This is a genomic window from Methylobacterium nonmethylotrophicum, from assembly GCF_004745635.1.
In the GTDB taxonomy this organism is placed as follows: domain Bacteria; phylum Pseudomonadota; class Alphaproteobacteria; order Rhizobiales; family Beijerinckiaceae; genus Methylobacterium; species Methylobacterium nonmethylotrophicum.
In genome coordinates, this window is the sequence record NZ_SRLB01000036.1 from 1 (window position 1) to 25126 (window position 25126).

The window sequence follows — 25126 nt, forward strand, 5'->3', positions numbered from 1 at the left end:
CTTGCCGCCCGGATCCTCGCGGTCCGGGCGGCGCAGGACCGGCGACCGAGACACCGGACGTGAGGCAGATCCCATGAAGACCGTCTCCATGCTGCTTGCCGCGGCTGGTGCCGCGCTCGTCGGCACCGTCGCCATCGCCGGCACCGTCGCCGGCCCCTGGTCCGCGGGGGAACTCTCCGGCCCCACGGTGACGCCGGCAGGATCCGGCGACGGCGCCGGCCTCCCGGGCGCGCCCGGCGGCCGGGCCGGTGCGCCCGGCCGGATCGGCGGCTGGGGCGGCAGCCGCGGCGCCCCGGCGGAGCCCGAAGGGCTGCGCGGCTACTGTATCGCGCTGCTCGATGGGGGACGCCCCGACGCGGACTTCCGTCCAGCCCAATGCGTCGACCTGTTCGCGGCCTCGATCCGGCCGAACCCGTCCAGTGACGATGACGAGGAGGAGGAGGCGGCGCCGACCCGCGCGATCGCCCGCGCCTGCGCGAGGCTGCTGCGAAGCCCGGCCGTGATGCCTCGGCCGGCCGATCCGGAGGCGTGCATGTCCTACGTCGCGACCCTCGACTCGGGCAGCACGCGCCGCGAATCGGCAGGGCCGGCCGGACCGGGCGGTCGGGCGCCCGACGGGCCGAGCATCGCCGGCGGCGTCGGCGGCAAGGGCGGCCGCGCCGGGACCGGCGGGCCGGGGGCCGGCGCCGGGGGCGCGGGCGGGGCCGGGGTGGGCGGCGTCGGCGGGGCCGGCGGCCCCGGCGGCTCGGTGCGCTGAGCCCCCACCCCTCTCGCGATCAGGCGGGCGCCCGGACCGAACGGCCGGGCGCCCGCCATCGCGTCAGAACAGGCCCTCGATCCGTCCCTCGGCGTCGAGGTGGATGCCTTCCGCCGCCGGCACCTTCGGCAGGCCCGGCATGGTCATGATCTCCCCGCAGATCGCCACCACGAAGCCGGCCCCGGCCGAGAGGCGCACGTCGCGCACCGCCACCACGTGGCCGCTCGGCGCGCCCATCAGGGTCGGGTCCGTGGAGAACGAATATTGGGTCTTGGCCATGCAGACCGGCAGGCTCCCGTGGCCGGCCTGCTCGAACGCCGCGAGCTTGGCCGCCGCCTTCGATTCGACCTGGATGCCGGCCGCGCCGTAGAGCGTCTGCGCGATGGTGCGGATCTTGTCCGCGAGCGGCATCGCGTCCGGGTAGGCGAAGCGCGGCGGGCCGGGCGGGCCGGCCTCGGCCAGGGACACGACGGCGCGGGCGAGGGCCTCGGCCCCGGCGCCGCCCTCGGCCCAGTGCCGGCAGGTGATCGCCTCGACGTCGAGGCGGTCGCGGCACAGCGCCTTGAGCGCCGCGTGCTCGGCCTCCGTATCGGCGTGGAAGTGGTTGACCGCGACGACGACCGGGGCGCCGAAGCGGCGCACGTTCTCGACGTGGCGGGCGAGGTTGGAGAATCCCCGCTCGAGCGCCGCGACGTCCTCGCGGCCGAGATCCGCCTTGGCGACGCCGCCATGCATCTTGAGGGCGCGCACCGTCGCGACGATCACCACGGCGGAGGGGCTCAAGCCCGCCTGCCGGCACTTGATGTCGAAGAATTTCTCCGCCCCGAGATCGGCCCCGAACCCGGCCTCCGTCACCGCGTAGTCGCCGAGCCGGAGGCCCGCCCGGGTGGCGATCACCGAGTTGCAGCCATGCGCGATGTTGGCGAAGGGCCCGCCATGGATCAGCGCCGGGCTGCCCTCGAGGGTCTGGACGAGGTTGGGCTGCAGCGCGTCCTTGAGCAGCACCGTCATGGCGCCGGTGGCCTTGAGGTCGGCGAGCGTCACCGGCTTGCGGTCGCGATTCTCGGCCACCACGATCCGCCCGAGGCGCGCCTCGAGGTCGGCCAGGTCGCGGGCGAGGCAGAACACCGCCATCACCTCGGAGGCGACCGTGATGTCGAAGCCGTCCTCCCGCGGATAGCCGTTGGCGACGCCGCCGAGGCTCTGGGTGATGCTGCGCAGGGCCCGGTCGTTCATGTCGAGGACGCGCCGGAACGCCACCCGCCGCAGGTCGATGCCGAGCGGGTTGCCCCAGTAGACGTGGTTGTCGATCAGCGCCGCGGCGAGGCTGTGGGCCGAGGTGATGGCGTGGAAATCGCCGGTGAAGTGGAGGTTGATCGCCTCCATCGGCACCACCTGCGATCGGCCGCCGCCCGCCGCGCCGCCCTTCATGCCGAAGCACGGGCCGAGCGAGGGCTCGCGCAGGCAGATCACCGTCTTGCGGCCGATGCGGTTGAGGGCGTCGCCGAGGCCCACCGTGGTGGTGGTCTTCCCCTCCCCCGCCGGGGTCGGGCTGATCGCCGTCACCAGGATCAGCTTGCCCTCGGCCTGCGCCTCGAGGCCGCGGATATGGGCATGGTCGATCTTGGCGATGTGGCGGCCGTAGGGGTGCAGGGCCTCGTCGGGGATGCCGATCCGCTCCGCAATCGCGGTGATCGGCTGCAGGGTGGCCGCGCGGGCGATCTCGATGTCGGTCGGCATGGGTCCCGATCGTTGTTCTGGAGCCGGAGGGGATGCCCTGGAAGGGTGGCTTGGCGTCGGCGGAAGTGTGGCCGAGGCCGCCATTGTCGAACAGATCAAATCGCTTGAGCCGGATGCTCAGAAAAATTGAAAGCCCCTTGCGCGCGTTGCGAACAGGGATCGGCCGCGGCGGCGAGCGCGGAATCCGGCCGTTAGGCATGTCGGCAGATCGACGCCGCCCGGACGGGATCGCTTCACGATTGCAGCCCCAGAGTGCCGCCGCAACGGGCATGGCAGGGATCGGGAGAACGGGATGGCCTTCTGGCTGCGGGCCGGGCTGGTGATCGGCGCGATCTACTATCTGTCGCCGCTGCGGCTCGGCGATGCCCCGGGCCCTGACCCGGCCCTGACGGCACCGGTGCCGATGGCGGCGGACCGGTCGGTGGGGCAGGCCCTCGACGCCCGGGCCGACGACCTGCGCGCCCGGGTGATCGAAGCGGGCGCCGCCGAGGCCGGGCGCGCCGTCAGTGCGGGGTGGCGCGCGGCCATGGCCGAGGCGGGCCGTCCGCCCTCCCGCGACACCCTGACGGCGCATGACCGGCAGCCAGCCTGGCGCGGCGCACCGGAGCGGGAGAGCCGCTGACACGTGGATGACCGAGCGGCATGACGAGCCAAGGATAACGCGATCCGCCGAGGATCCTAGATCGCACGGCCTATGCCCGATCCGGGAATACGAAACGGAACCTTGGCGTTCCCACTCCATTTCCAGATCGTGAACCAGACGGGCGATCACCGGAATTGCTGCGCGGCCTCGGATCGGTGACGGGCGAGACGGTGGCGCTCCTTTTTCCCCCTCCTCCGAGAACTTCGAGTCCGATCCGCAGTGCCGCGCTACTTCTTCGACATCATGGGCTCGACCCAGAGCGTGCCGGACGAGGCCGGACTCGATTGCCGCGACCTCGGCGAGGCGCATCGCCAGGCCCGGACCCTGATCGCGGATGCGATGAGCGGACCGGAAGCGACCCGGATCGACTGGCACGCCTGGCGCGTGGAGGTGCGCGACGAGCACCGCACCCTGCTCTTCACCGTGCCGTTCCCGCCCCGGCTCGGGTGACGGCGAGCCATTCGGACCAGCACCGGAGCGCGAGGGGACGGAGTCTATCCCCAGACCGGTTCGCTCCCGTCGCGAAAAGGGCTAACATCCTGCGATTCCACTCCTATACTCACCGGGAGTTCCACCGGGTCCGGTTCGGTCCGCGGCGGGGATCTGGCGACGGACCGGGACGTTGCTCCGGCCGCGCGGGGAAGGCAGGTTGATGTCCGTGACCGAGGAGGAGGTTCCGGCCGACCGCGTGGTCGAGACCTTGGAGAGCCTGCTGCGCGCGCCGCCCTTCGTACGCTCGCCCAAGCTGACGCGCTTCCTCCGCTTCGTGGTGGAGGAGGAACTGGCCGGCCGCGGCGCGACGATCAAGGCCTACACCATCGCCACCCAGGCCCTCGGCCGGGGCCCCGATTTCGACCCGAGCCTCGACCCGAGCGTGCGCGTCGAGGCCGGGCGCCTGCGGCGCGCCCTCGACGAGGTCTACGCGCAGCATGCCGACGGTCTGGATATCCGCGTGAGCGTGCCGGTCGGGGGTTACCGGCCGCGCTTCATCGCCACCGAGGCGGCACCGGCCGTCGCGGACGACGCGCCGCTGCCGGATCCCGCGGAGGTGCCGCCTCCCGCGCCGGACCGTCCATCGCCGACGGTCATCGGACTCACCCCCCGCGGTCAGGCCGCCATCATCGCGCTGCTCGCCGGCATCCTGCTGGTCCTGTGCATCGACCTCGGACTGACCGTGAGCGCCCGGATGGCCCCCGGCCCCGCCGGTCCCCCGCGCGACATGGCCGTGCGGGGGCAGTGACCTCCGGCCGGCTCAGGTCCAGCGGGTGGCGAAGCGGGCGAGGTCCTGGGCGCTGGCGAAGGTCACGACGCCGAGGGTGCGGGTCTCCTCCGGCCAGCCCGGGAACGGCGCGTAGGTCACCGCGCGCCGGCTGAAGGCGGCGCTCGGCGCTTCCGCCGCGGCCCAGTCCCGCACCTCCGCAGCGAGGACGTCCGGATCCTCCGGCGCCACGAGGCCGGAGCGCTCGCGGAGCGCCAGCACGTAGGGCCCGAGCGCCGGATGCTGCTCGCGCAGGATCTTGACGATGTCGATCATCGCGCCGGGAACCGTGTCGGCGTCAGAAGCTCTGCGGCGCGTTGATCTGCACCACCGGCTGCCCGCTGAAGAAGTTCGGGATGTCCCCGAAGATCTCCTGGCCGTGCGCCGCCCCCGCCTTCTTGAAGTCGTCGAGGGAGCGGAAGGTCAGGAGGGCGATGACCTGGAACGGGGCCGGGCTGCCGTCGGGCGTGCCGCTCGCCGTGACCACCTCGGCCTTCTCCAGGCCCATCGAGGACCAGCGCTCGCGGACCAGCGGCATGTGGTGCTTGAGGTAGTAGTCGAGGTTGAAGGCTTGCGCATCGGCGCCGCCCGGATACATCACGCTGATCAGGATCATGGCGTCTGGTGTCTCCCGGATGCGGGACCCGTCGCCGGTCCCTTGCGCGTCAGTGAGCCCCGTTTCGGCCCGCGGCGCAAGCGCGCCGGACCTGCCCAAAGGTCGTCACCCCCCAGGATCTCAAACCAAGGTCTCACCCCCACAGGGCCGGCTGCGGCGGGTGCACGAGGCTTCCCTCGAACGCCAAGCCCGGCGCGCGGTCGCGGGCGAGCAGCAGCGGCCCGTCGAGGTCGACGAAGTCGGCGAAGCCCGACAGGAGCATCGCCGGCGCCATGGCGAGCGAGGTGCCGAGCATGCAGCCGACCATGATCGACAATCCCCGCGCCTTGGCGGCCTGGGCGAGAAGCAGCGCCTCGGTCAGCCCCCCGGCCTTGTCGAGCTTGATGTTGATCGCGTCGTAGCGGTCCTTGAGCGCGTCGAGCCCGGCGCGGTCGTGCAGGCTCTCGTCGGCGCAGATCGGGATCGGGCGCCGGATCCCGGCGAGGGCCGCGTCGTCGCCGGCCGGCAGCGGCTGCTCGATCAGCCGCACCCCGGCCTCGACGCAGGCGGCGAGATTGGCAGCGATCGTCTCGGGCGACCACGCCTCGTTGGCGTCGACCACGAGCGCCGAAGCCGGGGCGCCCCGGCGCACCGCCGCGATCCGCTCCGGGTCGCCGGCGCCGCCGAGCTTCACCTTCAGGAGCGGGCGCGAAGCCGCCGCGCGGGCCGCCGCCTCCATCGCCTCCGGGCTGCCGAGGCTCAGCGTGTAGCAGGTCGTCACCGGGGCCGGCGCCGGGATCCCGGCGAGGACGTGGGCCGGCGTGCCGGCGCGCTTGGCCTCGAGATCCCACAGGGCGCAGTCGAGGGCGTTGCGGGCCGCACCCGCCGGCAGGCGCGCGGCGAGGTCCTGGCGGGTGAGGCCGGATGCGAGCGCGTCGCCTTGCGCGGCGATCAGGTCGCGCACGCCCTCCACGGTCTCGCCGTAGCGGGCATACGGCACGCACTCGCCCCGGCCCGTGACGGTGCCGTCGCTGACCTCGGCCGTCACCACCACAGCCTCGGTGCGGCTGCCGCGCGAGATGGTGAAGGTGCCGGCGATCGGCCAGCGCTCGACGGCGGTCGCGAGCCGGATCACGCTGGGAACTCCGCCACGAGGCGGTCGACGAGCCCGTCGACCCCGAACCGCACCGGATCGGTCGCCGGCAGGCCGTGCTCGTCGGCGAGGCGCGCGAGCAGCGCCCGCGCCTCCGCCTCCGCGAGCGCCTGGGTGTTGACCGCGATGCCGGTCGGGCGGATGTCCGGATTGGTCAGGCGGCCGAGCTGCACCGTCAGGTCGATCACCTCCCGGATGCTCGGCAGCGGGTGCTTGACCCCGCGCATCGTCGTGCGGGTCGGCTCGTGGCAGACCACGAAGGCGTCGGGTTGCGCCCCGTGCAGCAGGCCGAGGCTGACGCCGGCGAAGCTCGGATGGAACAGCGAGCCCTGGCCCTCGATCAGGTCCCAGTGCCGCGGGTCGGCGGCCGGGGCGATCCACTCGACGGCGCCGGAGATGAAGTCTGCCACCACCGCGTCGATGGCGACGCCGCGGCCGGAGATGAACACCCCGGTCTGGCCGGTGGCGCGGAAATCGGCGTCGAGGCCGCGATCCCGCATGCCCTTCTCGAGGGCCAGCACCGTGTACTTCTTGCCCACCGAGCAGTCGGTGCCGACGGTCAGCAGCCGCCTGCCCGGCCGCCGCGTGCCCTTGCCGGTGTCGAAAAGCTGGTCGGAATGGCGCACGTCATGGAGCTGCCGCCCGTGGCGCGAGGCGGCCTCGGCGATCTCCGGCACCGAGCCGAGGCGGGTGTGGAGGCCGCTCGCCACGTCGAGCCCGGCCTCGATCGCCTCGACGATGGTGGCGATCCAGTGCGGCGGCAGCACGCCGCCGGCGTTGACCACGCCGACGATCAGCGTCCGCGCGCCCTTGGCGACGCCCTCCTGGATCGTGAGGTCCGGGATGCCGAGATCGGCCGCGCAGGCAGGCAGGCGCAGCTGGCCGACGCACCATTCGGGCCGCCAGTCGACGATGCCGTAGGCGGTCTTGGCGGCGAGCCGGTCCGGCACGTCGCCGAGGAACATCAGGTAGGGCGTGGCGATCTGCATCGGTCTCGTCGGTCCGTCGTCGCGGGGTCGTCACGGGCGCCGGGCAAGAGTCGAGCCGCGGAGGGCCGGCCGGCGCGGCACCTTCGCGCGGGCGGGTCCGGTGCGCAACTGGCCGGCCGCGGGGGCACCCCGGCCGCGGCGCGGGCCCGGCTGGCCCGCGCCTTGCTCGTCCGCGCCGTCCTCAAATTGGCCCGCGCCTTGCTCTCAAATTGGCCCGCGCCTTGCTGAAGACTCCCCGAGGCACGACCGTCGGTCCCGCGCCGCCGCCCTCGGCACAACGGCCCGCCCGGCCGCTGCCGCGATCCCCAGCCCGACCCTTGACGTGATGATCGCGGTGGCGGACACGGTCTTGCCCAAAAGGAGAGCACGAATGCGTTTGAGAAGCCTGCTTCCCGTCCTGCTCGCCGGCCTGGCGGCCTCCGCCGGCGCTGCCTCGGCTCAGGACCTGACCGGGACGCTGAAGAAGATCAAGGAGACCGGGCAGATCACGCTGGGCACCCGCGACGCGTCGGTGCCGTTCTCCTACCTCGACAACAACCAGAAGCCGGTCGGCTTCGCCATGGACATCTGCTACAAGATCGTCGATGCGGTGAAGACCGAGCTGAAGCTCGACAAGCTCGAGGTGAAGCTGAATCCGGTGACCTCGGCGACGCGCATCCCGCTGATCGCCAACGGCACCGTCGACCTCGAATGCGGCTCGACCACCAACAACGTCGAGCGCCAGAAGCAGGTCGCCTTCACCAACACCCACTTCCTCACCGCCAACCGCTTCGTCGCCAAGAAGTCGAGCGGCCTGACCAAGTTCGAGGACCTGAAGGGCAAGACCGTGGTGTCGACCTCCGGCACCACCAACATCAAGCAGATCAACGAGTACAACACCGAGAAGAAGCTCGGCATCACGATCCTGCCGGCCAAGGACCACGCCGAGGCGTTCCTGATGGTCGAGACCGGCCGGGCCGCCGCCTTCGTGATGGACGACGTGCTGCTGGCCTCGCTCGCCGCCGGTTCCAAGGAGCCGACCGCCTACGCGATCTCGACCGACGCCCTGTCGAAGCCCGAGCCCTACGGCATCATGCTGCGCAAGGACGATGCCCCGTTCAAGAAGGTCGTCGATGCCGCCACCGCCGCCTTCTACAAGAGCCCGGAGGCCAAGACGGCCTACGACAAGTGGTTCATGAAGGCGATCCCGCCGCGGGACATCAACCTGAACCTGCCGATGAGCGAGGCGCTGCAGCAGGCCTTCGCCAAGCCGAGCGACAGCCCGGATCCGGCCGCCTACTGAGCTGACACCCGGCGCCGCCCTCCCGCAGGGCGGCGCCGCCTTCTCGGCACTTTCCCTTCGGCACTTTTCCCTGTGCCTCGGCCGCGCCCCACCTCGCCCGGGCCGGAAAACCGTATACCATCGCGGCAGGGCGGACCCGGAAGTCAGGGCATGAACTACAACTGGAACTGGGGCATCTTCTTCGACGCCTCGCCCGAGGGGACCGGCACCTACGCCGACATGCTGCTGTCGGGCCTGATCTGGACCATCGTCACGGCGCTCTGCGCCTGGGTCATCGCCTTCGCGGTCGGCTCGGTCATCGGCGTGCTGCGCACCCTGCCGAGCCGGCCGGCGCAGGCGGTCGGCAACGCCTATGTCGAGCTCTTCCGCAACATCCCGCTCCTCGTGCAGATGTTCCTGTGGTTCTTCGTGCTGCCCGAGCTGCTGCCGGAATCCTGGGGCACCTGGCTGAAGCAGCTGCCGAACGCGCCGTTCTACACCGCCGTGGTGTGCCTGGGCTTCTTCACCGCCTCGCGCGTCGCCGAGCAGGTGCGGGCCGGCATCCAGGCCCTGCCGCGGGGCCAGCGCATGGCCGGCACGGCGCTCGGGCTCACCACCGCGCAGACCTACCGCTACGTGCTCCTGCCCAACGCCTACCGCATCATCCTGCCGCCGCTGACCTCCGAGTTCCTCAACAACCTGAAGAACACGTCGGTGGCGCTGACCATCGGGCTCCTCGAGCTGACCGCCCGGGCCCGCGCGATGCAGGAATTCTCGTTCCAGGTCTTCGAGGCCTTCACCGCGGCGACGATCATCTACATCATCATCAACCTGCTCGTGGTGACCGCCGCCGGGCTGATCGAGCGCCGCGTCGCGGTGCCGGGCCGCTGATCCTCTGATTTCTCGGGCAAGGTCCCTGCGATGTTCTCGAACTTCGACTTCAGCGTCATCCTGAACTCCTGGCGCTACCTGTTCTTCGACGGGATGACCTTCACGCTGACGCTGACCGCGCTGGCGGCCCTCGGCGGCGTGGTGCTCGGCACGCTGATCGCCATGATGCGGCTCTCAGGGCTCCCGGTGCTGCCGCAGGTCGCCAAGGCCTACGTCAACTTCATGCGCTCGCTGCCGCTGGTGCTGGTGATCTTCTGGTTCTACTTCCTGGTGCCGTATATCGGGCAGTGGCTCATCGGGTCCGAGCGGCCGATCCAGGTCGGCGCCTTCTCGTCCTCGCTCATCACCTTCACGCTGTTCGAGGCGGCCTACTTCTCCGAGATCATGCGGGCCGGCATCCAGTCGATCCCGAAGGGGCAGGCGGCGGCCGCCTCGGCGCTCGGCCTCACCTACTGGCAGGCGATGGGCAACGTCATCCTGCCCCAGGCCTTCCGCAACATGCTGCCGGTGCTGCTGACCCAGACCATCGTGCTGTTCCAGGACACCTCGCTCGTCTACGTGCTGTCGATCACCGACTTCCTCGGCGCCGCCTCGAAGGTGGCGCAGCGCGACGGCCGCCTCGTCGAGATGTACCTGTTCGCGGCGGTCGTCTACTTCGCCGTCTGCTTCATCGCCTCGCTCCTGGTGCGCCGCCTGCAGCGCCGGGTCGCGATCATCCGATAGGACCGAACGCCATGACCTCCTCCGCGATGCCGCCCGTCAGCCCCGCGCCGGAGCCGCAGGCCGCGGCTGCGGCGGCCCCGGCCTCCGGGCCCGTCGGCACCCTGCTCTCCGAGCCGCCGCCCGCGGCGGCGACCGGCGGGCCGATGATCACCATCGACGGCGTCTCGAAGTGGTACGGCGACTTCCAGGTGCTGACGAACTGCACCACCGCCATCCGCAAGGGCGAGGTGGTGGTGGTCTGCGGTCCCTCGGGCTCCGGCAAGTCGACGCTCATCAAGTGCGTCAACGCCCTCGAGCCGTTCCAGAAGGGCCAGATCACCGTCGACGGGACGCAGATCGCCAACAAGAAAACCAACCTGCCGAAGCTCCGCTCGCGGGTCGGCATGGTGTTCCAGCACTTCGAGCTGTTCCCGCACCTGTCGATCACCGACAACCTGAGCCTCGCCCAGCGCAAGGTGCTGGGCCGGGGTAGGGACGAGGCGGAGGCCAAGGGCCTGGCGCTGCTCGAGCGGGTCGGCCTCAAGGCCCACGCCCACAAGTATCCGGGCCAGCTCTCGGGCGGCCAGCAGCAGCGCGTCGCCATCGCCCGGGCGCTCGCCATGAACCCGATCGTGATGCTGTTCGACGAGCCGACCTCGGCCCTCGACCCCGAGATGGTCGGCGAGGTGCTCGACGTCATGGTCGAGCTCGCCCGCGAGGGCATGACCATGATGGTGGTGACCCACGAGATGGGCTTCGCCCGCAAGGTCGCCCACCGGGTCATCTTCATGGACAAGGGCGAGATCGTCGAGGACGCGCAGAAGGAGGACTTCTTCGGCTCGCCCCGCAGCGAGCGCGCCCAGACCTTCCTGTCGCGGATCCTGTCGCACTGATCCGTCGAGGGGCCCGACCGGGCCCCCCGCCGTTCGCGCCCCCGCCATCGTCCCCGGCGGGACCGGGAGGAGAGACGTCATGCGGATGATCGGCAACTGGCGCTCGGCCGCGGCCTTCCGGGTGCGGATCGCCCTCAACCTGAAGGGACTTCCCTACGAGGAGACCTTCATCGACCTCGACGCGGGCGACCAGCACAGGCCGGAGTTCCGCGCCATCAACCCGCAGGGCGCGGTCCCGGCCTTCTTCGACGGCGACGGCCCGCCCCTGACGCAGTCTCTGGCGATCCTCGACTATCTCGAGGAGACCCATCCCGAGCCGGCGCTGCTGCCGCGCGACCCCAAGGCCCGTGCCCGGGCCCGCTCCCTCGCCCAAGTCGTGGCCAGCGATTCCCACCCGCTCTACGTGCCGCGGGTGCGCCGCTACCTCACCGACGATCTCGGATTGCCCCAGGAGGCGATGCTCGGCTGGCTGCGGCACTGGTTCGCGGTCGGGGTGACCACCCTCGAGACCCGGCTGACGCAGGAGCCCGGCACCGGCCGCTACTGCCAGGGCGACGCGATCAGCCACGCCGACCTCTGCCTCGTCAGCCTCTGGGTCGGCACCGCGATCTTCGGGGTCGACACGGCCCCCTACCCGACCGTGCGGCGCATCGCCGAGGATTGCCTGGCCCAGGAGGCCTTCGCGAAGGCGCATCCGAAGCGGCAGCCGGGGGCGCCGGCGTGAGCGCGCCTCCGGCCCGGCGGGCTACCGGTTCGGAAAGCCCGGCGCCGCTCACGCGGATGTGACCTCTCCCTGCGTGAGCGCGGGCCGGCGCGGGATTAGACCGAGGGCGCCGGACGTTCACCCATCATGATGCTTCGCAAGCGCCCCGACGTCCTCGACCTCCTGGTGCCGCTCCGGCGCTACGCCCGGTCCCTGACGCGCGACACCGCGCAGGCCGACGACCTCGTGCACGACACCCTCGTGCGCGCCCTCGAGCGCCAGGGCACCCTGCGGCCCGGCACCAACCTGCGCACCTGGCTGATGACGGTGCTGCACAACGCCTTCATCGACGACCAGCGCCGCCGCAAGGTCGAGGCGCGCTATGCCGACGCCCTCGGGCAGCTCGCCGACGAGGCGACGCCGCCGGCCCAGGAGGGGCATGTACGCCTGGCCCAGGTGCGCGAGGCCTTCCAGCGCCTGCCGGCGGAGCAGCGCGAGGCCCTGCACCTCGTGACCATCGAGGGGCTGGCCTACCAGGAGGCCGCCGACGTGCTCGGCATCCCGATCGGCACGCTGATGTCGCGCCTCGGGCGCGCCCGGGCGGCGCTCCGCACCATCGAGAGCGGCGGCGCCCCGCGCCTCCCCGCCCCCGACGAGCCGCCGGCCCGGCCAGGGCCGCGCCTGCGGGTCGTCGAGGGCGGAACCGGGGAGCGCGGGACCAAGCCCGCGAGGGCGTCGTGATGCGCGGCGAGACTTTTGCGGAGGCGGCGATGGACCCGATCACCGAGGCGGACCTGAACGCCTATATCGACGGCCAGCTCGACCTCGGCCGGCGGATCGAGGTGGAGGAGCACCTGGCGGCGCGCCCGGAGGTGGCGGCCCGGGTGATGGCCGACCTGCGCACCCGCGACGCCCTCAGCGCCGCCTTCGGGCCGGTGCCGGGCACGCGGCCCGGCCCCGCGCCCGAGCGCCTCGCCGCGGCGGCCCGCCGGCTCGACCGGGCCCTGACCTGGCGCAGGATCGGGGCGCGCCTGCAGCGCGCCGCCGTGATCGCGATGCTGGTCGGGACCGGCTGGCTCCTGCACAACGAGACCGGGGATTTCGGGGTGCAGAACACGATCGCCTCGACGCATTCGCCCGCTTTCGTCGAGGACGCGCTCCAGGCCCGCCAGGCCGCCCTGATGCGGGCCCGGGTCGCCTCGCAGCGCCCGAGCCCGGCCTATGACCGCCGCGAGGTCGAGGCCGCGACCGGCATCGCCCTGCCCGACCTGCCGGCCGACTGGCGCGTCGACGACATGCAGATCTTCCCCTCGCGCAGCGGCGCGGGCGTCGAGGTCGCGATCGATGCCGGCAGCCTCGGCAAGGTGGCGCTCTTCGCCACCCGCACCCAGGATGCGGAGGCGCACGCCCCCGCCATCGTCCGCTCGCCGGAGGCCGTGACGGTCTACTGGACGGCCGGACGCGGCGCCTACGCGCTCAGCGGCTCAGGGAATGAGCCCGACCTCGGCCGCGCCGCCGCCACCCTGGCGGCGCTGCAGCACTGACCCTCCCCACCGCCATCCCGGAGCGATCTCCCCGATGAACACTCCCTTCGCCTGGCAGACCCACGCGGCGCCCGCCGGTGCGGTCTTCGACGAGGGCCTGCGGCGGCACATGCTGCGGGTCTACAACACGATGGGCCTCGGCCTGGCGCTGACCGGCCTCGTGGCGCTCGGCGTCGCCTCGACCCCGGCCCTCTACAAGCCGCTCTTCGGCACGCCGCTCAAATACGTCGTGATGCTGGCCCCCCTCGCCTTCATCCTGGTGCTGTCGTTCCGCGCCGACCGGATCTCGGCCGCCACAGCCCACACCCTGTTCTGGACCTTCTGCGGGGTGATGGGCCTGTCCCTGGCCTCGATCTTCCTGGTCTTCACCGGCACCAGCATCGCCCGCACTTTCTTCATCACCGCGGCGATGTTCGGGGCGACGAGCCTCTACGGCTACACCACCAAGCGCGACCTCTCGCGCATGGGCTCGTTCCTGGTGATGGGCCTGATCGGCCTCGTCATCGCCAGCCTTGTCAACATCTTCCTCGCCTCGAGCGCGCTGCAATTCGCGATCTCGCTCATCGGCGTGGTAATCTTCACCGGGCTCACCGCCTACGATACCCAGTCGATCAAGGAGCAATACGCCGACAACTGGGGCGAGGAAGCCAATTCCAAGCTCGCGGTGTTCGGGGCCCTGTCGCTCTACCTGAACTTCATCAACCTGTTCCAGCTGCTGCTGAACCTCACCGGCGAGCGGGAATAGCCGACACCCTCCAACCAAGGACGGACCCTTGACCTCCGCCCGCCGGTCCCGCGAGGGACCAGCGGGTCTTTTGTTCGGACTGGATCGGGACGACGTGCCTTGTATCCTCTCGCAAGCGAGGATCATGACCTTGCGGGTTACGGCGTGCCTCCGGGCTTCGTATCGTTCTGCTGATCTTTCCGGGCACCGTCCGCGGCGTCGGCACGATTCTCGGTTTCGGGGGCCGCGTCCTGCGTGCCCGCACCAGAGCTGGGGTTCGGTGCATCTGCCGTTCTCGCGCCTGGTGACGGCCTCGCTGCGTCGTCGCTGCCCGCCGCCACGGCGGCACCCGCAACGGTGGCGCGTGTTCCGAAGTAAAAGCTGACCGCCGATGTCATGAGCGTCCCGATCAGGACGATCAGCTGCTTTCCGACATCGTCCCTTCCGGCGGAGGCGGGATCTTGCACAAAGATGGTGTAAGTTCCGTTCGCATCCGCCTGCCACCCGGCAAAATTTGCACCGAGGCGCGCGATCTGACTATCCCTGTCTGGTACGCTCAATCCCGACAAGCTTCGCGTCTTCGTCTCTCCCATCGCCGTGAGTACGAAAACGGAAAGTATCGCAAAAAGCACGACGAGCGACAATGCGATAACTGACTGTATTGACCCGGGCGGCAAGCCAAGCGCTTGGTCCTTGTTGTCGAGTTTGACTTTCACGAAAACGTAAGATATTCCTGATAGACACAAAAGAAGCGATACAATTCCAAGAATCGAAATCATCGGCAGCAGGACGGAATGCGGCGCGTCTTTGAGCGCGAGAATGAGTCCACCGAATATGACGGTGACGATCATCACGCCGCATATCAGTATAATGATGTCCTTATGTTCGATAAGAATCCCTTTGGATCGAGGATCGGGCACGGACTCATCTGCCATCTTTCCCTCCCAATTTTTTGAATACATGGCCTCGAACGCGAAGTCATGAACCTTGCGTCCAGACAATCGCCGTCGACGATGATGCAGGTATCACTTCTCAAAAGCAAGGTGTGTGCAAGCTCTGGTCTTGGATTACATTTTTGCACCCGTGACCAAAGATATGATTGCGTCGGATTTGCAGAGGGGAAGTGTCTATTTGTATCTGAATTTTTAAATCCCTGAATTTAAAAAAATTACTTCCGAACTGAAAATTTTTAAATCTATCTCAAGTAGATAATCTTGGTGCATTGAATTGATCGGATACGCTTTCGATCCAGGGAATAGCTGCACTCACTTGCAACCATACGCTTACTTCAGCACAATATTTGCTGAAATGCTGGCAGCCTCGATTGCCAGGACACTCTGCCCCGGCAATCGAGGTGTCCTGCTACTCCGCCGCCACCGGCCGCTGTGCCCCCTCATGCCCCGGCGGCTCGTCCACCGCCCCGACGAAGCGGCCGAACAGCCGGCCCGTCAGGCGCGAGAGATCGTCCATCAGGATGAAGATCGCGGGCACGAACAGGAGCGAGAGCAGGGTCGAGACGATCAGGCCGGAGATCACCGCGATCGCCATCGGGGCGCGGAACTCGCCGCCGATGCCGAAGGCCATGGCGCTCGGCACCATGCCGGCCGCCATGGCGATCGTCGTCATCACGATCGGCCGGGCGCGCTTGGCGCCGGCCTGGGTGATGGCGGTGACACGGTCGACGCCGCGGCCCATCTCCTCGACGGCGAAATCGACCAGCATGATGGCGTTCTTGGTCACGACGCCCATCAGCATCAGGATGCCGATCACCACCGGCATCGAGATCGGCCGGTTGCAGATCAGGAGGCCGAGGATCGCGCCGCCGATCGACAAGGGGAGCGAGAACAGGATGGTGAGGGGCTGGAAGAACGAGGCGAAGAGCAGGATCAGGACGCCCAGCACCATCATCAGGCCGGCGCCCATCGCCATCGCGAAGCCCTCGAACACCTCGCCCATCACCTCGGCGTCGCCGGTCTGGCGCAAGCTGACCCCGGGCGGCAGGGTCTTCGCCGACGGCACCTCCATGGCGAGCTTGATCTGCTCGGCCAGGGCGTCCGAGCCCTGCATGTTGGCTTCCAGCGCCACGCGCACGGCGCGGTCGTAGCGGTCGATCGCGGTCGGCCCGCGTCCGAGGCTGATGTCGGCCACCGCCGAGAGCGGCACCGAGGCGCCGTTCTTGGCCGGCACCTTCAGGCTCTCCAGCGCCGAGAGGTCGCCGCGCAAGGCCATCGGCAACTGCACCCGGATCGGGATCTGCCGGTCGGTGGCGTTGAACTTGGCGAGGTTCTGGCCGATGTCGCCGATCGTGCCGACCCGCACCGTCTCGGCGATGGTGTCGGTCGAGACGCCGAGATCGGCGGCGACGCCGGGTTTGGGGCGGATGCGCACCTCGGTCCGGTCGAGGGGCGCGGTCGACATCACGTTGACGAGGTGCGGCAGGGTCGCGACCTCGCGCTGCATCCGCTCGGCCACCTCGGTGACGACCGTGGTGTCGCCTCCGGCGACGATCAGCGTGAAGTCGCGCTGGCCGCCTTCGCGCAGGGACCAGTAGCGCACGTCGGCCTCGTCGCGCATCAGGTCCATGATCGCCGCTTCCACGTCGGCCTGCTTGCGCACCCGGGCGTTCTTCGGCGTCAGGTTGATGGTGAGGGTGGCGAGCCGCACCTCCTTCTTGCCCGGCAGCTGGCGGCCGCCATCGACGAAGACCGACCGGACCTCCGGCAGCGAGCGGATGCGCTGCGTGATCCGGTCGGTGACCGCGATCGTGTCGTCAAGGCGGGCGCCGGGGGGCAGCTCGACCACCATCAGGGTGCGGGCGGCGTCCTCCTTGGGCAGGAAGCCGGCCGGCAGCAGGCTTGTGGAGAGGATCGAGGCGGCGAACAGCACGAGCCCGACCACCAGGGTCACGAACTTGTGCCGCACCGACCACAGCACGACCCGGTTGTAGGTCCGCATCACCGGACCCTCGCGCTCCTCGTGGTGGCCGTGGTCGCGCAGGAAGTAGGCCGCCATCATCGGGGTGATGAGGCGGGCCACCAGCAGCGACATGAACACCGCGGCCGCGATGGTGAGGCCGAACTGCTTGAAGTACTGCCCGGCGATGCCGCCCATGAACGAGACGGGGGCGAAGATCGCCACGAGGGTCGCGGTGATCGCGATGACGGCGAGCCCGATCTCGTCGGCGCCCTCGATCGCGGCGCGGTAGGGCGACTTGCCGAGCCGCATGTGGCGGACGATGTTCTCGATCTCGACGATCGCGTCGTCGACCAGGATGCCGGTGACGAGGGTGATGGCGAGCAGGCTCACCGCGTTGAGCGAGAAGCCCATCGCGCTCATCGCCCAGAAGGTCGGGAAGACCGAGAGCGGCAGCGCCACCGCGGCGATCAGCGTCGCGCGCCAGTCGCGCAGGAACAGGAACACCACCAGCACCGCGAGCCCTGCGCCCTCCATCAGGCTGTGCATGGCGGATTCGTAGTTGCCGATGGTGTTGGTGACCGAACTGTCGATCCGGTCGAAGCGAACGCCCGGATAGGCCTTGGAGAACTCCTCGATCTTCCTGGCCACCACCTCGCCGACCGAGGCGTCGCTGGCGCCGCTCGCCCGCGAGATCGCGAAGGCGACGACCGGCTCGCCGTTGAGGCGCGCGAAGGTGCGCGGCTCCTCGGCCCCGTCGCTCAAGGTGGCGAGGTCGTCGAGGCGCACCTTGCGCCCGCCCGGCAGCACGATCGAGGTGGCGGCGAGCGTCTCGAGGGTCGAGGAGGCGGCAAGCGTCCGGATCGACTGCTCCTGGCCGCCGACCTCGGCCCGCCCGCCCGCCATGTCGGCGGAGGTCAGCCGCAGCTGCCGGTTCACGTCCGCGGCCGTGATGCCGAGCGCGAGCAGGCGGTCGGGCTTGAGGGTCACCCGCACCTCGCGGGCGACGCCGCCGAGGCGCTCGACGCCGCCGACGCCGCGCAGGCCCTGGATCTGGCGCGCCACCACGTCGTCGACGAACCAGGACAGGTCCTCGGGCGTCATGGCGGGCGCCGAGGCGCCGTAGACCATGATCGGCAGGCCGGCGATCTCGACCCGGGTGATGATCGGCTCGTCGATCGTCCGGGGCAGGTTCATCCGGATCTTGGCGATCGCGTCCTTGACGTCGTTGACGGCGCGATCGGTGTTGACCTCAAGGCGGAACTCGATCGTCGTGGCCGAGGTGCCCTCGGTGATCGCCGAGGTGATGTGCTTGACGCCCTTCACCCCCGCCACCGCGTCCTCGACCCACTTGGTGACCTGGGTCTGCAGCTCGCTCGGCGCGGCGCCGGCCTGCGTCACCGTCACCGAGACGATCGGCACGTCGATGTTGGGGAAGCGGGTGATCGGCAGGCTGCGGAAGCTCACGAGGCCGAGCAGCCCGAGCACCAGGAAGAGCACGATCGAGGGGATCGGCTTGCGGATCGCCCAGGCGGAGACGTTCAGGCGCATCGAGCGTACCCGGTCAGGAGACGGTCAGGGGAGCCGGGCGTCGGGGACGCCGGGCCTCGGAATCAAAGAGCCGGGCGTCAGGGACGTCCGGCCTCGGCAGTGGCGGGCAGGGCGGGGTAGATCGGGCGCACCCGGTCGCCGTCGCGCAGGAAGCTGCCGGCCCGGGCCACCACGGCGTCCCCGGCCTTGACCCCGTCGCGCGCCTCGATGAAGCCGCCGGCCGAGAGGCCGGTGCGGATGGTGCGGGCCTCGACCCGGTCGCCCGCCACCACCAGGACGGTCGGGCCGGACGGCCCGTAGACCACCGAGGCGAGCGGCACCGCGACGCCGGTGCGCCGCGCCGCCTCGACGGCGCCGCGGGCGAAGGCGCCGATGCGCAGGCGCGGATCGGCCTCGAGGGCGATCCGGACCCTGCCGAGGCGCGTCGCCCGGTCGATCTCCGGATAGACGACCCGGACCTTCCCCGACACCGCGACCGGCCCGTCCGGCGTGTCGAGGTCGAGGCTCGCGGGAGCGCCGGCGCGCAGCCGGGCGAGACCGGTCTCCGGCACCTCGCCCTCGAGCTCGATCTCGCCGCGGGCGATCAGGCGGAAGAGCGGCTCGGCGGAGGCGCTCGCCGTGGCGCCGACCCGGGCGGTGCGGCGGCTGACGATGCCGCCCTCCGGCGCGCGGATCTCGGTGCGGGCGAGCTTGAGGTCGAGCTCAGCGCGCTGGGCGCGGGCCTGGGCGAGGTCGGCCTGCGCGATGGCGAGCCCGTTGCGGGCGGCCGAGAGCTTGCCCTCGGCCCCCTTCGCCGCCGATTCGCGCTGCTCCAGCACCGCCGCCGTGGCGTTGCCGGTCTTCATCAGCGACTGGGCGCGCTCGAGCGAGAGCGCCGCCTCGACCTGCGCGGCCTCGGCCTGCACGATGGTGCTGCGCGCCTGCGCCACCGCGCCGTCCGCCCGGGCGATGGCGGCGGCGTTCTGGGCGAGCTGGGTGTCGATCATCTCGCGCGAGAGCCGCGCCAGCACCGCCCCCTTGGCGACCCGGTCGCCCTCCTCGACCAGGAGTTCGGTGATGCGGCAGCCCTCGATCTCCGGCGAGACCAGGATCTCGTCCCGCGGCACCAGGGTGCCGGTGACGACCGCCCGCTCGACGATCTCGCGCTCGGCCGCCACCACGACGGTGACGGCGGGCGCGGGTGCCGCCGCGACGACGGGTCCGGCTGAGGGCAGGGACTCGGCGGCATCGACGGGGATGGCCGGGAGGGCGACCGCGAGGGTGGTGGCGAGCGCGGCCGGAACGCCGGCGAGGCGACGGAGGCGGGTCATCGGGCGGGTTCCGGGTTGGACGGTGCGGTACCGGTCGGATCGAAGCGGCCTTCGAGTGCCGCGCCGATCAGGGCCAGCATGGCGTCGACGACGGGGCCGGGGGCGAAATCGGGCGAGAGGGCGCGACGGACCATGATGCCGTCGGCCATCACCATGACGAGGCGGGCCAGCGCCGCGGGGTCGGCGCCGGGCGTCGGCGCGTCGCGGCGCGCCTGCGCCTGCGCCTGCGCCTGCGCCTGCGCCTGGCGGTAGATGCCGGTGAGCCGCCCTGCGATCTCGTGCTCGAAGTCCCGGCAGATCGCCGCCATGGCGGGGTTGCGGGTCGCCTCGGCCCACATCTCGAGGCAGAGCACCGCCTTCTTGACCGGCGTCTCGGCGAGGTGGCGCCGGGCGAGGCCCGCGAAGGCCTCCATCAGGGCGGGGGCGGCCTCGATGCCGGAAAACCCCTGCGCCACGTCGGCCCGGTCGCGCTCGGCGAGGCCCGCCACGATCGCGTCCTTCGACGGGAAGTAGCGGTATAGGTTGCCCGGGCTCATGCCGGCCTCGGCCGCCACGTCGTGCATCGTGGCGCGGTGGAAGCCGTGGCGGACGAAGCAGCTCTCCGCCGCATCGAGGATGCGGGTGCGGCGCTCCTCGGTCGAATCGAGGCGGGCAGGGCTGCGAGCGGTCGGCAAGCGAGGGCACCTTGAGAATGAACGTTCATTCTCTACACCGAAGTGGGGACTTCCCGCAACGTTCGTTTCGGTGCAACCTCCGTCGACCGGCGAGCGTTATAAGTCCGGATATCAGTGTTCGAGCGGGAGGATACGTTTAATGGCCATCTTCCAAATCCGGCAGGCCGCGACCGGCGCGATCCTCTGGACCGGCGGCGCCGAGAACGAGCAGCAGGCCCTCGACGCCATGGCGCGCGAGGCGGGCTATTCCGACTTCTCGGCGATCCCCGAATCGCTGCGCGGGTCCGGCACCAAGGTCGACCGTCTCAACCTCGGCTGAGTCGATCGGCCGCACGATCGGCTGCCGCCTTGCAGGCCGATGACGTGGAAGCCGGGGATCGCCCCGGCTTTTTCATGCGCGGAGCATGGTCGCGCAAGATGGTTAAAAAATGGTGTCCGGGCGCGCCGCCGGCGATCTGATCCGCCTCGGGCGCCGACGCGCAGAGCCTGGCCCAGGGACCCGCCCGGCTCCGGCACGCCCCGATAGGGCGTCGCCGTTACCACCGCCGGGCTCGATGTGGTCCTCGAGCGGGGCTCGCTGACGGGAGCCGCCCGCAGCCCGCGACCGGGCTCGCCGGTGCCCCGCCGCCCCATCGCCCGGCCGCACCCAGACCTGACGATGCGTCAGGGCCTCATTGCGGGGACCGGGAGCGGTGGTGGTCCTCGAAGCCGAGGTCGACGCCGAGAACGTTGCGCACCCGGTCCGCCCCTGCCGCGTGACGACGCAGCGCGTCGGCAGCCCTCCCTCACGCCGTGGCCGGCGGGATGATGCGGTCGGCGATGCGCCGCCTTGCTGCGGTGGCGCCGGCGACGGGCCTGTCGTCGTGCGGCGCAAGGCCCCGTGCGGCGCAAGGCCCTCCGCGCTGTTGTCGACCCGGAGCGCCTTCGGCCAGGAGCGATCACGCCCTCGGCCCAGTTCCTGCTCCGTCTGCGGGAACCCGGCTCCGACCGCCGCAGCCCCAGGGCGAGGCAGCCGGCGATGGTGCCGACGACCAGGACCGCCGCGATCCCCTCGCGCGGCCTGATCAGGACCGCGGTCGCACGGGCGTCGTTCCGGAAACGAGGCGGGAGTGGCCGGTCTTCACCGGAAGGCCGCCGGATTCAGGACGACCTTGCGCCGCGTTCCCCGCTTGTGATCACGTGACACCGCTGCCCGACCGTGGCGCAGGCCGGGATGGGCCCGCGCCGGCAGGCTTCTCAGATTCGCCGCTTTTTCCGCCTATCGCCGAGCCTGTCGGCCCGGTGCGGCCGGCCTCGTTAACCGTGCGGATGTCGGCTCGGCGCATGATCGGACAGGCCTCCCGCCCGCCCGGTGCGCGCCCCGGGCCGCCGCCGCCCTTTCGAGCGCGCCTCACCGCCGATGATCCGCTTCGACAACGTCACCAAGATCTACAAGACGGACGGGTACCGCCGCACGATCCTCGACCGGTCGTCCCTGACCCTGAAGCCCGGGGTGAGCTACGGCATCCTCGGCATCAACGGCGCCGGCAAGTCGACCACGCTGCGGCTGATGGCCGGCTGCGAGGTGCCGACCCGGGGCCGCGTGATCCGCACCACCCGGATCTCCTGGCCGCTCGGCTTCAGCGGCGGCTTCCACCCGATGATGACCGGGCGCGAGAACGTGATCTTCGTCGCCCGCATCCACGGCGAGGACCCGCGCCGGGTGCTGGCCTTCGTCGAGGATTTCGCCGAACTCGGCGACTACATGAACGTGCCGATCCGCAACTACTCCTCGGGCATGGGCGCGCGGCTCGCCTTCGGCATGAGCATGGCGATCCCGTTCGACTGCTACATCGTCGACGAGATCACCGGCGTCGGCGACGCGCGCTTCGCCAAGCGCTGCGAGGAGGTGTGGAGCAAGCGGCGGCAGAATGCCGACATCATCATGTGCTCGCACTCGATGGACACGATCCGGGATTACGCCCAGCAGGGGATCGTGCTGGCGAATGGCCGCGCGGTGATCTATCCCGACGTCAACGACGCGATCGAGGTCTATCAGCGGCTCAACCAGTGAGCGCCGCGCTTCTCTCCCTTTCCGCCTCGCCTGCCCCCTCCCCTGCCGTCCGGCGCGCCCCGCGCCCCGGCCCCGTCCGCAGCCGGAATCCCCTGTCATGACCATCGACGCCCGCAACCCGGAAGGCCAGGCGCTCAGCCCCGCCGACCGCTCCCGGATGATCGGCGAGGCCCTGCGGCAGGCGGCCCGGGTGTCGCGCTTCTCGAACCCGAACAAGTCGGGCATCCGGACGATCCGGGCGCAGAAGCGCCGGGACATCGTCACACCCCTGCTGTTCCTGTTCCTGTTCGCGATTCCGTCGGTGGCGAGTGCCGTGTTCTTCGGCCTTTACCTCTCCGACCGCTACGTGACCGAAGCGAAGTTCGCCCTGCGGCCGGCGATCGGCGGCGCCGAGAAGGCGGCCCCGGACCAGATCGGCACCTCGTCGAGCGTCCCGGCACAGATGATCGCCCAGGATTCGATGATCATCGGTGAGTACATCAAGAGCCGGCCGATGATCGAAACCCTCGAGCGCACGCTGCCGCTGCGGCAGATGTTCTCCCGGGACACCATCGACCGCTATTCCCGCTTCGACCCCGAGAAGCCGATCGAGAAGCTGGTCCGCTACTGGGGCGACCGGGTCCATGTCTCGGTCGAGAGCTCCGGCCTGATCCAGGTCGCGGTCAACGCCTTCGATCCGGACGAGGCGCTGGCGCTGAACCGGGCCGTGCTGGCCGAGAGCGAGCGCCTGGTGAACCAGCTCACGGCCAAGGCTCGCAACGACGCCCTGGCGGAGAGCGAGCGCGAGATGAAGCGCGCCGAGGAGCGCCTGACGAAGCTGCACCTCGCGGTGCGCGACCTGCGCAACCGGGACGGCGTCCTCGATGCCCAGAAGGCCAACGACACCAACCTGAAGATGATCGCCGAGATCCGCTCCCAGCGGATCGGCCTGGCGGTCAAGCTCAGCCTGCTCCAGCGCGACCTGCGGGACGACAGCCGCAGCATCCAGGATCTCAAGGCGCAGATCGCCCAGCTCGACGAGACCATCGCCCGCATCGAGCGCGAGGCTGCCAACCAGGACCCGGACCAGCGCCGGGTGCTCTCGGCCACGCTCACCAGGTTCGAGGAGCTCGACGCCGAGCGCAAGACCGCCGAGAAGTACTATGCGGCGACGATCGCGGCGCGGGAGCGCTCCCGGATGATCGCCGACCGGCAGATCGAGTTCTTCAGCATGATCGTCGAGCCGGTGCGGGCGGAATCGGCCCAGCAGCCACGGCGCACCCTCTTCATCGCCATCTCGGTCGCCCTCTCGGCCCTGGCCTTCGGCGGCGCCGTCGTGGCCCGCAAGCTCCTCGCCTGACGTCCCGCGCCCGCCCTGCGGCGGGTGCGCACCGATCTCGAGCGCCCCGTGGCGACCGCGGGGCACGGAACCGCCATGCTCTCCCCCGCCCCGTCCGGCTGGACGCTCTTTCGCAACCGCGACTTCCGGCTCTTCGGCGGCGCCCGCTTCCTCACCGGCCTCGCCTACCAGATGCAGGCGGTGGCGGTGGGGTGGTTCGTCTACGACCTCACCCGCAGCGCGCTGGCGCTGGGCTTGGTCGGCCTCGCGAGCTTCGCGCCGGCGATGCTCGGTGCCCTCGTGACCGGCCACGTCGCCGACGCTTACGACCGGCGCCGGGTCGCGGCCCTCTCCTACGGGCTCCTGGCGCTGGCCGGGCTCGGCCTGATGGCGCTCGCCGCGCACGGAACCGCGCCGGTCTGGCCGGTCTACGCCCTGATGGTGCTGGTCGGCACCGCCCGCGCCTTCGCCAACCCGGCGAGCCAGGCGCTCCTGCCGACGCTGGTGCCGCGCGAGTTGTTCGGCAGTGCCATCGCGCTCAACTCCTCGCTCTGGCAGAGTGCGTCGGTCACCGGCCCGGCGCTGGGCGGCCTGCTCTATGCGCTCGGGCCCGCGGTGGTGTTCGGCCTCGCCGCCGCCTGCTTCGCGCTGGCCGCGGTGAGCGTCATCGGCATCCGGCCGCGGCCCGCCGCCGCCGACGCCCGGCCGGCCCTGACCTGGGGCACGCTGCTCGCCGGCCTCACCTACATCCGCTCGCAGCCGGTGGTGCTCGGGGCCATCACCCTCGACCTCGTGGCGGTGCTCCTCGGCGGCGCCACCGCGCTCCTGCCGATCTTCGCCCAGGAGGTGCTCCTCGTCGGCCCCCTCGGCCTCGGCCTCCTGCGCAGCATGCCGGCTTTGGGTTCGGTCGCGACCGCGATCCTGCTCGCCCACCGCCCTCTCACCCGTCGGGTCGGGCCGCGGCTGCTGACGGCGGTCGGGGTGTTCGGCCTCGCCACGGTGGGCTTCGGGCTCTCGACCTCGCTGCCGCTGTCGATGGCCTGCCTGTTCGTCACGGGGGCCGCCGACATGGTGAGCGTCTACGTGCGCCAGAGCCTGGTCCAGGGCGAGACGCCGGACGCGATGCGCGGGCGGGTCGCGGCGGTCAACACAGTGTTCATCGGCGCGTCGAACGAACTCGGCGAGTTCGAATCCGGTACGCTGGCGGCCTTCATCGGCGCGGTCCCGGCGGTGATCGTGGGCGGCGTCGCGACGTTGGCGGTGGCGGGCCTGTGGGGAAGGCTGTTTCCGGCCCTGCGGCGGCGGGACCACCTCATCACCTGAGGGTCGCTGGCCGGACGAGATCGGGCGGAGGTTGGGGCCCGCGCGATCGTGACCCGCTCGCGCTGATCTGAGCCGCTTGTGTGACCTGCATCACAGAAGAACGATGAGAGGGGAGCGAGAGTCACGCCTAC

Annotated in this window: 25 protein-coding genes; 16 read left to right on the plus strand and 9 right to left on the minus strand. The window is 70.8% G+C overall.

The annotated features are described in order from the left end of the window. Positions 1–73: 73 nt before the first annotated feature. Positions 74–757 (plus strand): translational initiation factor, encoded by a 684-nt coding sequence (locus tag EU555_RS36710; RefSeq protein WP_205821028.1) that lies wholly within the window; start codon positions 74–76, stop codon positions 755–757. A 63-nt stretch (positions 758–820) separates the two neighbouring features. Here EU555_RS36710 and EU555_RS30350 read toward each other — a convergent pair whose 3' ends face one another. Beyond that, complete coding sequence (locus EU555_RS30350) at positions 821–2497, minus strand: formate--tetrahydrofolate ligase (RefSeq protein WP_135419067.1); 1677 nt, start codon at positions 2495–2497, stop codon at positions 821–823. Positions 2498–2789: 292 nt separating this feature from the next. Here EU555_RS30350 and EU555_RS30355 point away from each other — a divergent pair, with 292 nt between their 5' ends. The 3 genes from EU555_RS30355 to EU555_RS30365 all read left to right on the plus strand — a co-directional run bounded on the left by EU555_RS30355 (position 2790) and on the right by EU555_RS30365 (position 4380). After that, positions 2790–3119, plus strand: a complete 330-nt coding sequence (locus tag EU555_RS30355) for a hypothetical protein (RefSeq protein WP_135419068.1) — start codon at positions 2790–2792, stop codon at positions 3117–3119. 240 nt (positions 3120–3359) lie between these two features. Next, positions 3360–3590, plus strand: coding sequence for a DUF6894 family protein (locus EU555_RS30360; RefSeq protein WP_135419069.1), 231 nt, complete (start codon positions 3360–3362; stop codon positions 3588–3590). A gap of 202 nt (positions 3591–3792) precedes the next feature. Further along, positions 3793–4380, plus strand: coding sequence for a hypothetical protein (locus EU555_RS30365; protein ID WP_135419070.1), 588 nt, complete (start codon positions 3793–3795; stop codon positions 4378–4380). Between the two features lie 12 nt (positions 4381–4392). Here EU555_RS30365 and EU555_RS30370 read toward each other — a convergent pair whose 3' ends face one another. The 4 genes from EU555_RS30370 to dgcN form a co-directional block, all read right to left on the minus strand. Then, a complete protein-coding gene (locus EU555_RS30370) occupies positions 4393–4674 on the minus strand; it encodes a hypothetical protein (RefSeq protein ID WP_135419071.1) in 282 nt (93 codons plus the stop codon). Positions 4675–4696: 22 nt separating this feature from the next. Then, a complete protein-coding gene (locus EU555_RS30375; RefSeq protein WP_135419072.1) occupies positions 4697–5014 on the minus strand; it encodes an EthD family reductase in 318 nt (105 codons plus the stop codon). Between the two features lie 133 nt (positions 5015–5147). After that, positions 5148–6128: an N-acetyl-D-Glu racemase DgcA gene (gene dgcA, locus EU555_RS30380; RefSeq protein WP_135419073.1), complete on the minus strand. Its 981-nt coding sequence runs from the start codon at positions 6126–6128 to the stop codon at positions 5148–5150. Beyond that, positions 6125–7135 (minus strand): N-acetyltransferase DgcN, encoded by a 1011-nt coding sequence (gene dgcN / locus EU555_RS30385; RefSeq protein WP_135419074.1) that lies wholly within the window; start codon positions 7133–7135, stop codon positions 6125–6127. The genes dgcA and dgcN overlap by 4 nt, the downstream gene beginning before the upstream one ends. Before the next feature lie 370 nt (positions 7136–7505). Between dgcN and EU555_RS30390 the strand changes: the two genes are divergently transcribed. The 8 genes from EU555_RS30390 (at position 7506) to EU555_RS30425 (ending at position 13874) form a co-directional block, all read left to right on the plus strand. Next, positions 7506–8417 carry an amino acid ABC transporter substrate-binding protein gene (locus EU555_RS30390; RefSeq protein ID WP_135419075.1) on the plus strand — a complete coding sequence of 304 codons (912 nt, stop codon included), beginning with the start codon at positions 7506–7508 and terminating at the stop codon, positions 8415–8417. 150 nt (positions 8418–8567) lie between these two features. Next, positions 8568–9287: an amino acid ABC transporter permease gene (locus EU555_RS30395; RefSeq protein WP_135419076.1), complete on the plus strand. Its 720-nt coding sequence runs from the start codon at positions 8568–8570 to the stop codon at positions 9285–9287. 30 nt (positions 9288–9317) lie between these two features. Then, on the plus strand, positions 9318–10010 hold the full coding sequence (locus tag EU555_RS30400) for an amino acid ABC transporter permease (protein WP_135419077.1): 693 nt from the start codon (positions 9318–9320) through the stop codon (positions 10008–10010). Positions 10011–10153: 143 nt separating this feature from the next. Beyond that, complete coding sequence (locus EU555_RS30405; protein WP_135419126.1) at positions 10154–10882, plus strand: amino acid ABC transporter ATP-binding protein; 729 nt, start codon at positions 10154–10156, stop codon at positions 10880–10882. 79 nt (positions 10883–10961) lie between these two features. Continuing rightward, positions 10962–11606 carry a maleylacetoacetate isomerase gene (gene maiA / locus EU555_RS30410; protein ID WP_135419078.1) on the plus strand — a complete coding sequence of 215 codons (645 nt, stop codon included), beginning with the start codon at positions 10962–10964 and terminating at the stop codon, positions 11604–11606. Between the two features lie 129 nt (positions 11607–11735). After that, on the plus strand, positions 11736–12326 hold the full coding sequence (locus EU555_RS30415) for a sigma-70 family RNA polymerase sigma factor (RefSeq protein ID WP_205821030.1): 591 nt from the start codon (positions 11736–11738) through the stop codon (positions 12324–12326). Between the two features lie 29 nt (positions 12327–12355). After that, positions 12356–13129 carry an anti-sigma factor family protein gene (locus EU555_RS30420; protein WP_135419080.1) on the plus strand — a complete coding sequence of 258 codons (774 nt, stop codon included), beginning with the start codon at positions 12356–12358 and terminating at the stop codon, positions 13127–13129. 34 nt (positions 13130–13163) lie between these two features. After that, entirely contained in the window at positions 13164–13874 is a 711-nt protein-coding gene (locus EU555_RS30425; RefSeq protein ID WP_135419081.1) for a Bax inhibitor-1/YccA family protein, read from the plus strand. A 137-nt stretch (positions 13875–14011) separates the two neighbouring features. Here the strand turns inward: EU555_RS30425 and EU555_RS30430 are convergent, their stop codons facing one another. From EU555_RS30430 to EU555_RS30445, 4 genes are all read right to left on the minus strand, one after another. Then, entirely contained in the window at positions 14012–14788 is a 777-nt protein-coding gene (locus EU555_RS30430) for a hypothetical protein (protein ID WP_135419082.1), read from the minus strand. A gap of 427 nt (positions 14789–15215) precedes the next feature. Further along, entirely contained in the window at positions 15216–18317 is a 3102-nt protein-coding gene (locus tag EU555_RS30435) for an efflux RND transporter permease subunit (RefSeq protein ID WP_135419083.1), read from the minus strand. Positions 18318–18394: 77 nt separating this feature from the next. Further along, positions 18395–19627 carry an efflux RND transporter periplasmic adaptor subunit gene (locus EU555_RS30440; RefSeq protein WP_135419084.1) on the minus strand — a complete coding sequence of 411 codons (1233 nt, stop codon included), beginning with the start codon at positions 19625–19627 and terminating at the stop codon, positions 18395–18397. Beyond that, positions 19624–20301: a TetR/AcrR family transcriptional regulator gene (locus EU555_RS30445; RefSeq protein WP_135419085.1), complete on the minus strand. Its 678-nt coding sequence runs from the start codon at positions 20299–20301 to the stop codon at positions 19624–19626. The genes EU555_RS30440 and EU555_RS30445 overlap by 4 nt, the downstream gene beginning before the upstream one ends. Positions 20302–20440: 139 nt before the next feature. Between EU555_RS30445 and EU555_RS30450 the strand changes: the two genes are divergently transcribed. From EU555_RS30450 to EU555_RS30465, 4 genes are all read left to right on the plus strand, one after another. Beyond that, positions 20441–20620, plus strand: a complete 180-nt coding sequence (locus EU555_RS30450) for a hypothetical protein (RefSeq protein WP_135419086.1) — start codon at positions 20441–20443, stop codon at positions 20618–20620. Between the two features lie 1080 nt (positions 20621–21700). Then, positions 21701–22354: an ABC transporter ATP-binding protein gene (locus EU555_RS30455; RefSeq protein ID WP_135419087.1), complete on the plus strand. Its 654-nt coding sequence runs from the start codon at positions 21701–21703 to the stop codon at positions 22352–22354. A gap of 97 nt (positions 22355–22451) precedes the next feature. Beyond that, positions 22452–23693 carry a KpsE/RkpR family capsule polysaccharide export protein gene (locus tag EU555_RS30460; RefSeq protein ID WP_135419088.1) on the plus strand — a complete coding sequence of 414 codons (1242 nt, stop codon included), beginning with the start codon at positions 22452–22454 and terminating at the stop codon, positions 23691–23693. Between the two features lie 75 nt (positions 23694–23768). Next, the gene (locus tag EU555_RS30465; protein ID WP_135419089.1) at positions 23769–24995 is read left to right on the plus strand and encodes an MFS transporter; all 1227 of its coding nucleotides are present in this window, start codon (positions 23769–23771) and stop codon (positions 24993–24995) included. The last annotated feature ends 131 nt before the right edge of the window (positions 24996–25126 follow it).

Bases quoted from the DNA above. Each gene is read 5' to 3' on its own strand.
- EU555_RS30425 (WP_135419081.1), top strand. From the start codon at position 13,164: ATGAACACTCCCTTCGCCTGGCAGACCCACGCGGCGCCCGCCGGTGCG.
- EU555_RS30455 (WP_135419087.1), top strand. From the start codon at position 21,701: ATGATCCGCTTCGACAACGTCACCAAGATCTACAAGACGGACGGGTAC.
- EU555_RS30355 (WP_135419068.1), top strand. From the start codon at position 2,790: ATGGCCTTCTGGCTGCGGGCCGGGCTGGTGATCGGCGCGATCTACTAT.
- EU555_RS30435 (WP_135419083.1), bottom strand. From the start codon at position 18,317: ATGCGCCTGAACGTCTCCGCCTGGGCGATCCGCAAGCCGATCCCCTCG.
- EU555_RS30400 (WP_135419077.1), top strand. From the start codon at position 9,318: ATGTTCTCGAACTTCGACTTCAGCGTCATCCTGAACTCCTGGCGCTAC.
- EU555_RS30395 (WP_135419076.1), top strand. From the start codon at position 8,568: ATGAACTACAACTGGAACTGGGGCATCTTCTTCGACGCCTCGCCCGAG.
- maiA (WP_135419078.1), top strand. From the start codon at position 10,962: ATGCGGATGATCGGCAACTGGCGCTCGGCCGCGGCCTTCCGGGTGCGG.
- EU555_RS30465 (WP_135419089.1), top strand. From the start codon at position 23,769: ATGCTCTCCCCCGCCCCGTCCGGCTGGACGCTCTTTCGCAACCGCGAC.
- EU555_RS30375 (WP_135419072.1), bottom strand. From the start codon at position 5,014: ATGATCCTGATCAGCGTGATGTATCCGGGCGGCGCCGATGCGCAAGCC.
- EU555_RS30415 (WP_205821030.1), top strand. From the start codon at position 11,736: ATGCTTCGCAAGCGCCCCGACGTCCTCGACCTCCTGGTGCCGCTCCGG.
- dgcN (WP_135419074.1), bottom strand. From the start codon at position 7,135: ATGCAGATCGCCACGCCCTACCTGATGTTCCTCGGCGACGTGCCGGAC.
- EU555_RS30390 (WP_135419075.1), top strand. From the start codon at position 7,506: ATGCGTTTGAGAAGCCTGCTTCCCGTCCTGCTCGCCGGCCTGGCGGCC.
- EU555_RS30430 (WP_135419082.1), bottom strand. From the start codon at position 14,788: ATGGCAGATGAGTCCGTGCCCGATCCTCGATCCAAAGGGATTCTTATC.
- EU555_RS30450 (WP_135419086.1), top strand. From the start codon at position 20,441: ATGGCCATCTTCCAAATCCGGCAGGCCGCGACCGGCGCGATCCTCTGG.
- EU555_RS36710 (WP_205821028.1), top strand. From the start codon at position 74: ATGAAGACCGTCTCCATGCTGCTTGCCGCGGCTGGTGCCGCGCTCGTC.
- EU555_RS30350 (WP_135419067.1), bottom strand. From the start codon at position 2,497: ATGCCGACCGACATCGAGATCGCCCGCGCGGCCACCCTGCAGCCGATC.
- EU555_RS30405 (WP_135419126.1), top strand. From the start codon at position 10,154: ATGATCACCATCGACGGCGTCTCGAAGTGGTACGGCGACTTCCAGGTG.
- EU555_RS30365 (WP_135419070.1), top strand. From the start codon at position 3,793: ATGTCCGTGACCGAGGAGGAGGTTCCGGCCGACCGCGTGGTCGAGACC.
- EU555_RS30440 (WP_135419084.1), bottom strand. From the start codon at position 19,627: ATGACCCGCCTCCGTCGCCTCGCCGGCGTTCCGGCCGCGCTCGCCACC.
- EU555_RS30460 (WP_135419088.1), top strand. From the start codon at position 22,452: ATGACCATCGACGCCCGCAACCCGGAAGGCCAGGCGCTCAGCCCCGCC.
- EU555_RS30370 (WP_135419071.1), bottom strand. From the start codon at position 4,674: ATGATCGACATCGTCAAGATCCTGCGCGAGCAGCATCCGGCGCTCGGG.
- EU555_RS30420 (WP_135419080.1), top strand. From the start codon at position 12,356: ATGGACCCGATCACCGAGGCGGACCTGAACGCCTATATCGACGGCCAG.